The sequence below is a fragment of the Patulibacter medicamentivorans genome, assembly GCF_000240225.1.
Lineage (GTDB): Bacteria > Actinomycetota > Thermoleophilia > Solirubrobacterales > Solirubrobacteraceae > Patulibacter > Patulibacter medicamentivorans.
In genome coordinates this window covers 1-8,758 of sequence record NZ_AGUD01000131.1, presented here as the reverse complement: position 1 = coordinate 8,758, position 8,758 = coordinate 1, and the positions used below count along the sequence as shown (strand labels likewise).

At 77.0% G+C, this 8,758-nt stretch carries 8 protein-coding genes and 2 riboswitches; of the genes, 7 read left to right on the top strand and 1 reads right to left on the bottom strand.

Annotation, left to right across the window (positions count from 1 at the left end):
- The coding region (locus PAI11_RS10040; RefSeq protein ID WP_040599643.1) for a uroporphyrinogen decarboxylase/cobalamine-independent methonine synthase family protein at positions 1-1,001 on the bottom strand (1,001 nt) is incomplete at its 3' end.
- Between the two features lie 86 nt (positions 1,002-1,087).
- A riboswitch (cobalamin riboswitch) is annotated at positions 1,088-1,228 on the bottom strand.
- A gap of 118 nt (positions 1,229-1,346) precedes the next feature.
- A riboswitch (cobalamin riboswitch) is annotated at positions 1,347-1,529 on the top strand.
- 158 nt (positions 1,530-1,687) lie between these two features.
- Here PAI11_RS10040 and PAI11_RS10035 point away from each other — a divergent pair.
- The 7 genes from PAI11_RS10035 to PAI11_RS10005 form a co-directional block, all read left to right on the top strand.
- A complete protein-coding gene (locus PAI11_RS10035; RefSeq protein WP_007573869.1) occupies positions 1,688-2,695 on the top strand; it encodes an ABC transporter substrate-binding protein in 1,008 nt (335 codons plus the stop codon).
- Between the two features lie 6 nt (positions 2,696-2,701).
- Entirely contained in the window at positions 2,702-3,769 is a 1,068-nt protein-coding gene (locus tag PAI11_RS10030) for a FecCD family ABC transporter permease (protein ID WP_007573867.1), read from the top strand.
- Positions 3,766-4,593, top strand: a complete 828-nt coding sequence (locus PAI11_RS10025; protein ID WP_050897189.1) for an ABC transporter ATP-binding protein — start codon at positions 3,766-3,768, stop codon at positions 4,591-4,593. Before PAI11_RS10030 ends, PAI11_RS10025 begins: the two co-directional genes overlap by 4 nt.
- Positions 4,590-5,630 (top strand): ABC transporter substrate-binding protein, encoded by a 1,041-nt coding sequence (locus PAI11_RS10020; protein WP_007573863.1) that lies wholly within the window; start codon positions 4,590-4,592, stop codon positions 5,628-5,630. The genes PAI11_RS10025 and PAI11_RS10020 overlap by 4 nt, the downstream gene beginning before the upstream one ends.
- Positions 5,627-6,409, top strand: a complete 783-nt coding sequence (locus PAI11_RS10015) for a class I SAM-dependent methyltransferase (RefSeq protein ID WP_007573861.1) — start codon at positions 5,627-5,629, stop codon at positions 6,407-6,409. The genes PAI11_RS10020 and PAI11_RS10015 overlap by 4 nt, the downstream gene beginning before the upstream one ends.
- Before the next feature lie 266 nt (positions 6,410-6,675).
- On the top strand, positions 6,676-6,978 hold the full coding sequence (locus tag PAI11_RS10010; RefSeq protein ID WP_007573858.1) for a helix-turn-helix transcriptional regulator: 303 nt from the start codon (positions 6,676-6,678) through the stop codon (positions 6,976-6,978).
- 220 nt (positions 6,979-7,198) lie between these two features.
- Positions 7,199-8,758: methylmalonyl-CoA mutase family protein (locus PAI11_RS10005; RefSeq protein ID WP_211656575.1), on the top strand; the 1,560-nt coding region annotated here is incomplete at its 3' end.

The following is an 8,758-nucleotide window of genomic DNA, read 5'->3' as shown; positions in this document are numbered from 1 at the left end:
TAGCCCTCCGCCGGCCACGCCGCGGCCGCCGCCAGCGCCACCTCCGCGCCCGCCGCCAGCACCGAGGCGACGAGCCGCTCGCGCCGCGGCGACAGGCGGCCGGTGCCGCACGACGGCGTCACCAGGCTCTGCGCGAACAGCCGGTCGACCGCGATCCCCTGGGCGCCGACGGTCCCGATCGCCGAGACCACCCGCGACGCGACGTTGGCCGGGCCGTCGGGCCGGACCGGGTCGAGGGCGCCCCAGGCGACCCGGCCGCCGCGGCGGACCAGCGCCGCGATCGCGGCCGCCGCCTCGCCCCCGACGGGGTAGCGGGTGATGTCGAAGGACAGCAGGTCCGGCGCCGCCCGCCCGACCGTCGCCCACGGGACCTGCGAGCAGACGTGCAGGCCCCAGGCCGTGCCGCAGCGGGCCAGCGGATCCCAGACGCCGGCCAGGTCGTCGACCTCGGCGTGGGCCAGCCCGGGCTCGTCGACGACGACCAGCGCGTCCAGCTCGGCCTGGCGCAGCCGCGCGACCTGACCGGCGACGTTGGCCGCCAGCCAGCCGCCGACGTCGCGCGCCAGGTCCAGCACCTCGGCGCCCGCGCCGCTGCGGCCCGCCGCCCGCTCGAGGGCGACGGCCAGCGTCACCGGCCCGGTCACCTGCAGCTTCACCAGCCGATGCCGCGGCGGCCGCCCGCGCGGACCCGCGAGCGCGTCCAGGGTGGCGTCCCAGGCGACGGGCCGCTCGCGGTCGCGCTCCGCGCTCCAGCCGCAGGAGGCGCCGCCGGCCCACCCGCTCCCGAGCCACTCGCTGACCATGTCCCCGTCGAGCTGCGGCAGCTGCGGGCAGAACGGCAGCTCGTAGGCGCGGGTCGCGTGGCGGACCGCCGCGCCGGGCTCGGGGAACGGCAGGCTGCCGACCCCGGTCGTCGCCATCGCCGGCAGCCGTTCCAGCACCGGCGGTCGCCGGTCGACGGTCGGGTCCTCTCGCGTGCCGATACCGGCGTCGCCTGCCATCGGGTCCTGCCTCCTCTGCGGCGACCGTTGCGCGCGGCCGCGATTGCCGGAAGCGCCGGGACGGAGCCGTCCGGCGCGGCGTCGACAGGTCTTCGGACTCGGACGAGATCGATCGCGACCGCCTTCCCAGGCCGGCGGACGAGCGGTCCGGCGGCACCAGTGGCCTCGTGGTCGCGATCCCCGTCCTCACCGCTGCGCGTCAGTCCCGGATTCGCACCGGATTCCCTGGCCCCGCGGTCGGGGTGGATCGACTCCTTCCGGGACGCTATCGCGCCGGCCAGCGAACCGCGACCCGGACCGCGACCCGGCGACCGTCGGCCGCTCGACGGCGCTGGCGCGTCCGCTATCGTGCCGCGGCGAGCCAGTCGCACCCACCGAGTTGGGTCAGGGAATCCGGTGAGAGACCGGAGCTGACGCGCAGCGGTATGGGGGACGGGCGGAGCATCGGCCACTGGACCACGAGGTCCGGGAAGGCGCTCCTCCCGGTCGATCCCGAGCCCGAAGACCTGCTGGCTTGCGGCCCTCCGCGCACCCCGTGCGCGGCCGGCCGGATCGCCAACAGGACCCCGCGAACGGGTCCCTGATCGAAAGAGGACGTCGTGCCCACGCGACGGATCCCCCGCCCAGCAACTGCGCAGACCTCCGCCCGGCCCGCCGCCGGACGACCCCGGCGATGGCTGATCGCCGTGCTCGCGACGCTGCCGCTGCTCGCGGCCTGCGGCACGGACGCCGACGAGCCCGCCGGCGACGACGCGCGCGCCGGCGACCGCGGACCGGTGGTCCTGCGCAACTGCGGCCGGACCGTGACGGTCGAGCGGCCGCCGCGGCGCGTCGTGTCGGTCAACCAGGGCTCGACCGAGGTGCTGCTCTCGCTCGGGCTGGCCGATCGGATGGTCGGCACCGCCACGTGGACCGACCCGGTCCGCGCGAACCTGCGCTCCGCCAACGCGGCGGTCCCGCGGCTGGCCGACGACGTGCCCTCGTTCGAGCGGGTCCTCCAGCAGGAGCCCGAGCTGGTCACCGCGTCGTTCGGGTTCGCCCTCAACGGCGACGACCGCGACCGCCGGGAGCGCTACGCGAAGCTCGGCGTGGCGACCTACGTCGCGCCGTCCGAGTGCACCGACCGCCGGGGCGGCGGCAGCGGCGACGGCCCGCGCGCCAGGCCGCTGCGGATCGCGGTGATCCACGACGAGATCCGGCAGCTGGCACGGATCTTCGGAGTCCCCGAGCGCGGCGAGCGGCTGGTAACGCAGCTGCGGGAGCGGCTGGCGCGCGTCGCCGCCGCGCCGCGCCCGCCGCGGCCGCTGACCGTCGCCTTCTGGTTCGCCAACGCGAAGGCCCCGTACATGGCCGGCTGCTGCGGCTCGTCGGGGATCATCGCCCGAGCGGTCGGGGTCCGGAACGCCTTCGCCGACACCCACGACGAGTGGCCGCAGGTCAGCTGGGAGGCGGTGGCGGAGCGCGACCCCGACGTGCTGGTGCTGGGCGACCTGACGCGCCGCCAGCAGTCGGCCGAGGACTTCGCGGCCAAGGTCCGGTTCCTGGAGTCCGACCGCGTGACGCGGCGCCTGACCGCGGTCCGCCACCGCCGCTACGTGGCCCTCAACGGGGCCGACCTGAACCCGTCGATCCGGACCGTCGACGGCGCCGAGAAGCTCGCCGCCGGCCTCCGCCGGCTCGGCCTCGGAGGCTGATCCCGCGTGCACGAGATCGCGCCGGACGCGCGGCCCACGGTCATCCTGCCGGCCCGCGCCGGGCGCGTCGCGCGCGGCCTGCTGTGGGCCGGCGGGCTGCTGGCGCTGGCGCTGTCGATCGCCGGTGCGATCACGATCGGCCCGGCCGACCTGTCGGTCTCCGACGTCGCCCGCGGCGTCGGCCAGCACCTCGGCCTCGGCGACGCGGGGCTGACCCGGATCGAGGACGGGATCGTCTGGGACCTGCGGCTGCCGCGCACGCTGCTGGCCGCGGTCTGCGGGGCCGGGCTGGCGATCTGCGGCGCGATCATGCAGTCGCTGCTGCGCAACCCGCTGGCCGATCCGTTCGTGCTCGGGATCTCGTCGGGCGCGTCGACCGGCGCGGTGCTGGTGATGGTGCTCGGGATCGGCTCGGGCGCGATCAGCCTCTCGGTCGGGGCCTTCGGCGGCGCGCTGGTGGCCTTCGCGCTGGTCGTGCTGCTGGCGGCGGGCGCTGGCGGCGGGACCGACCGGATCGTGCTGGCCGGCGTCGCCGGCACCCAGCTGTTCTCGGCCCTGACGTCGTTCATCGTCACCTCGTCGGCCGACGCCGAGCAGACCCGTGGGGTGCTCTTCTGGCTGCTCGGGTCGCTGTCGGGGGCCGACTGGGCCGACGTCGCGCTGTCCGCCACGGTCGCCGGCGGGGCGCTGGCGATCTGCCTGCTCTCCGCCCCTGCGCTCGACGCCTTCGCCTTCGGCCAGGACGCCGCCTCGGCGCTCGGGATCCCGGTCGCCGGGGTCCGCGCGCTGCTGCTGGTCGTGACCGCGCTGCTGACCGCGACGCTGGTCAGCGCCGCCGGGGCGATCGGGTTCGTCGGGCTGGTCCTCCCCCACGCCGCCCGCCTGCTCGTCGGGCCCGGCCACCGGGTGCTGCTGCCGGCGACCGCGCTGATCGGCGCGATCTTCCTGGTCTGGGTCGACACCGCGGCCCGCACCGTGCTCGACCCCCAGGAGCTGCCGGTCGGCGTCGTGACCGCCCTGATCGGGGTCCCGGCGTTCGCGGCGATCCTCTACCGGCGGCGGGCGATCGCGTGAGCCTGCAGGCCCGCGACGTGAACTGGTCGGCCGGCGAGCGGCTGATCGTCGACGGCATCGCGCTCGACGTCGCCCGCGGATCGACGGTCGGCCTGCTCGGCCCCAACGGCTCGGGCAAGTCGACGCTGCTGCGGCTGCTGGCGGGGATCCGGCGCCCCGACGGCGGCACGATCCTGCTCGACGGCGACGACCTGCGCTCGCTGCGGCGCCGCGACGTCGCGCGGCGGCTGGCGACGGTCGAGCAGCACGCGGCGACCGAGATCGACCTGACCGTCCTCGACGTCGTGCGCCTGGGCCGGATCCCCCACCGCCGGGCGTGGGACGGCGAGCGGCCGCAGGACGCCCGCGCCGTCGCCGAGGCGATCGGCCGCACCGACCTGCAGGAGCGGCTGCACCAGCCCTGGTCGACGCTCTCCGGCGGCGAGCGCCAGCGGGTCCAGATCGCCCGCGCGCTGGCCCAGGAGCCGCGCGAGCTGCTGCTCGACGAGCCGACCAACCACCTGGACATCCACCACCAGCTCGACCTGCTGACGCTGGTCGCGGCGCTGCCCGTGACGACGGTGATGGCGCTCCACGACCTGAACCTGGCGGCGACCTTCTGCGACCGGCTGGTCGTCCTCGCGCGTGGGCGGGTGGTGGCCGCCGGATCGCCGGGCGAGGTGCTGACGCCCGAGCTGATCGCCGACGTCTACCGGGTCCGCAGCGTCGTCACCGCCGACGGCCCGGACGGCCGGCCGGCGATCCGCTTCCTGCCCGGTCCCGCCCACCCCGCGTCGACCGACCCGACCGACCCGACCAGCGACCCGAGGAGCACCCCAGCATGAGGCTCACCCCGTTCCGGACCCGACCCGCCCGCGGACCGCTGCTGGCGCTGGCGCTGGCGACCGCGCGCGGCGGCGGGCTCGGCGCCTGCGGCGACGACGACCAGCCGTCGGCCCAGGCCGCGCCGGCCGCGACCGGCGGGCCGGTCAGCGTGCGCAACTGCGGCCGCGAGGTCCGGCTGGAGCGGCCGCCGACGCGCGCGGTCGCGATCAGCCAGCCGGCGATCGAGATGCTGCTGACGCTCGGGCTCGGCGACCGGATGGTCGGGGCCGCCGGCTGGAACGATCCGGTCCCCGCGGCGCTGCGGGCCGCCAACGCCAGGGTCCCGCAGCTGGGCAAGGAGTTCCCGTCCTTCGAGCGGGTCCTGAAGACCGAGCCCGACCTGGTCTACACGACCTTCGCCTACGGCTTCAGCGCCGAGGGCACCGCACCGCGCGAGCGGTTCGAGAAGCTCGGCGTCGCGACCTACCTCTCCCCCAGCGAGTGCGGCGGCCAGGACGCCCAGCAGACCCGGCGGCTGGCGTTCTCCGACGTCTTCGGCGAGGTCGGCGACATCGCCCGCCTGTTCGGCGTTCCCGGGCGCGGCGCCAAGCTCGTCGCCGACCTGCGGGCGCGGCTGACGCGCGCCACCGGCGGCCTCGACGCCAAGGGCGTGACCCTCGGCTGGTGGTACGCGGCGACCAAGGCCCCGTACTTCGCCGGCTGCTGCGGCGCGCCGGGGATGATCACCCGCGAGCTCGGGGCGACCAACGCGTTCGAGGACAGCAGGCAGCTGTGGCCCGAGGTCGGCTGGGAGTCGATCCTCGACCGCGATCCCGACGTCCTGGTGCTGGCCGACCTGACCCGCGGCGGCGACGGCGACAGCGCCAGGGCGAAGCTCGAGTTCCTGCGCTCGAACCCGGTCGCGCGGCGCCTGACCGCGGTCCGCAAGCGCCGATTCGTGGTCGTGACCGCGTCGGACATGGACCCGTCGCTGCGCAACGTCGGCGCGGTCGAGAAGGTCGCCGACGGCCTGCGGCGCCTGGGCGTGGCGCGATGACGACGCCCGAGATCGACGCGACCGCGCTCCTGCGGCGCTGGGACGACCAGCAGGCGGCCTACATCGCCGATCGCGAGGGCCGCTTCGCCGTGATGCTCGAGCTGCTGGAGCGGACGGTCGGGCCGGCCTTCGCCGCGGTCGACCTGGCCTGCGGTCCGGGGTCGCTGACGCAGCGGCTGCTGGAGCGCTTCCCGCGGGCGCGGGTGGTCGCGATCGACCACGACCCGCTGCTGCTGCGGGTGGCGGCCGAGGCCCTGGCCCCCTACGGCGACCGCGTGACGCTGGTCGACGGCGACCTGGCCGGGGACGCGTGGCCGGCGCTCGTGGACGACGCGCTCGCCGGCGAGCGGCCGCGGGCGGCGGTCTCGACGACCGCCCTCCACTGGCTGCTCCCCGACCAGCTGCTGCGGGTCTACGCCCGGGCCGCGGGCCTGCTGGCGCCGTCCGGGGTGCTGCTGAACGGCGACCACCTGCGCTTCGACGACCGCCACCCGACCCTGCGCCGGGTCGCCGAGGAGCACGACGAGGCGACGCAGCGGGCGGCCTTCGCGGCCGGTGCGGCGACCTGGGAGCAGTGGTGGGACGAGGCCCGCGCGCTGCCCGGCGGCGCCGCCCTGGCCGCCGAGCGCGACCGGCGCTTCGCCGGCCGCGACGCGACCCCGCCGACGACGCTCGACTTCCACCTGGCGGCGCTGCGGCAGGCCGGCTTCGCCGAGGTCGCGTCCGTCTGGCAGCTGCTCGACGACCACGTCGTGTTCGGGCGGATCGCGTCGAGCTGAGGCGCAGCCCGGTGCGGCGCCCGCGCGTCGCACCGGGCCGACGGTGGACATCGGCGACGACGTGAGCGATCATCTCGTGCTCCGTGCACGTCGACAAGTTTGATCGCATCGCCACGATCGAGGGCGCCTGCAGGCGATGCGGCGCCAAGCTGCGGCGCGCGGTCTCCCTGCCTGAGCGATCATCCATGGCTTGCTCGACGATCGATCGCGTGATCGCCCTCTGGCAGGCCGTCGTGCCGCCTCGGGATCACGGAAACTACCTGGCTATGGCAGCTCCCCGTCCCCCGTTCGCGGCGGCGCTGGTGCGTGCGCGCGAGGCGGCCGACCTGACCCAGGGGCAGGCCGCGGGCTGGGTCGGCGTGTCGACCGTGACCTACCGCCGGTGGGAGAGCGGCACCGGCGAACCGGCCGCCAGCCAGCTGGCGTCGCTCGCCGCCGCCTTCGGGACCACCGCGAACGACCTGCTCGCCGGGACGCCCCTGATGTCCGGCGCCGGCCTGATGCAGCGCCTGCTGGCCGTCGAGGCCGAGGTCGCCCGCCTGCGCGAGCGGCTCGACGAGTCGGACTAGCCCCGGCCGCCGCCGAAACCGGACGTCCGCGTCCCGGATCGCCGGGGCCCGATCGGCGCCGCCAAGACGGGACGTTGCGGGCCCCGAAACGTCACGGCCCCGTTCCCGCGACCGGCTGGCTGACCGGCCAGCACACGGGCCGGACGCGACCGGCGATACCGTTCGGGCCTGCGACGCGCGCACGCGCCCGCCGCCGACCCTCCCTCTCCGTGGACCTGTGATGCCCGAACCACTCGCCGCCGACTTCCCGCCCGTCAGCACCGAGGAGTGGATCCGGGCCGCGACGGCCAAGCGCGCGAAGCCCGGCCAGCCCGCGGACGAGACGCCGCCGCCGAAGGACGTGCCGGCCGGCGCCACCGAGGACGGGCTGCCGCTGCGCTGGATCTACACGCCGAGCGACGCGCTCGCGGCCGACCCGGGCGGCGTCCCCGGCCGCGCCCCGTTCGTGCGCGGCGTCGGCCCCGCCGGCGAGGACCAGCCCGCCTGGCAGATCCGCCAGGCCCAGACCCACCCGTCGCGCTCGGCGGCCCGGACCGGGATCCTCGAGGACCTCGAGGGCGGCGCCACCCAGGTCGCGCTGCGGCTGGACCGCGCCGCCCGCACCGGCCAGGCGCCCGGCGACCCGGCGTTCGCCGAGCTGCGCGGCCGCGACGGCGTGATGATCTCGACCGCCGACGACCTGGCGGAGACCCTCGACGGGGTCCACCTGGACCTGGCGCCGGTGGCGCTCGAGGCCGGAGCGCAGGCGCTGCCCGCGGCAGCGCTGCTGCTGGCGGTGCTCGAGCGCGGCGACGGACCGCTGCCGGCGGCGTCGCTGCGGCTCGACCCGATCGGGACGCTGGCCGCCGAGGGCGCGCTCGGCGAGGACGCCGCCGACGCGGTCGCCCGCGCCGGCGCGATCGCGGCCGAGGTCGCCGACGCGTTCCCGACCCTCACCGCGCTGGCCGTCGACACGCGCGCGCACGTGAACGCCGGCGCGACCGCCGTCCGCGAGCTGGCGATCGCGATCGCCACCGGCGTCGCCTACCTGCGGGCCGCCGAGGCCGCCGGCCTCGACCCGGCCCGCGCCGCCGCCCAGATCGAGTTCACGCTCGCCGTCGGCACCCGCCAGTTCGAGGAGATCGCCAAGCTGCGCGCGTTCCGGCGGCTGTGGGCGCGCGTGCTGGAGCTGAGCGGCGTGCCCGCCGAGCAGCGGCGCTCGCCGACCTTCGCCCGCACCAGCGACCGGATGCTGGCGGGCGTCGACCCGTGGACGAACATGCTGCGGGCCACGACCGCCGGGTTCGCCGCCGCGGTCGGCGGCGCCGACGGCCTGACCGTCGCCCCCTTCGACGCCGTCGTCGCCGACGCGGCCGGGGCCGACGGGCCGGGGCCGCTCGGACGCCGGATCGCCCGCAACACCCAGCTGATCCTGCAGGAGGAGTCCGGGCTGCGGCGGGTCGCCGATCCGGCCGGCGGCTCCTGGTACGTCGAGTCGCTGACCGACGCCCTCGCCCGCGCGGCATGGGAGCGGGTCCAGGCGATCGAGACCGCCGGCGGCGCGCTGGCGGTCCTGCGCGACGGCTCGTGGGCGAGCGAGCTGGCCGCCGCCGCCAGCGAGCGCGAGACGGCCCTGCGCCGCCGCGATCGCGAGCTGACCGGCGTCAACGCCTTCCCGCTGCTGGGCGACGACAAGGTCCATCCCGAGCCCGCCGACCGGCCGGCGCTCGCCGCCCGCGAGGCCGCGCGGCTGGGCGAGCGCCCGGCGCTGGCCGACGAGCTGGCGCAGCGGGTCCGCGAC

Bases quoted from the DNA above. Each gene is read 5' to 3' on its own strand.
- PAI11_RS10020 (WP_007573863.1), top strand. From the start codon at position 4,590: ATGAGGCTCACCCCGTTCCGGACCCGACCCGCCCGCGGACCGCTGCTG.
- PAI11_RS10015 (WP_007573861.1), top strand. From the start codon at position 5,627: ATGACGACGCCCGAGATCGACGCGACCGCGCTCCTGCGGCGCTGGGAC.
- PAI11_RS10010 (WP_007573858.1), top strand. From the start codon at position 6,676: ATGGCAGCTCCCCGTCCCCCGTTCGCGGCGGCGCTGGTGCGTGCGCGC.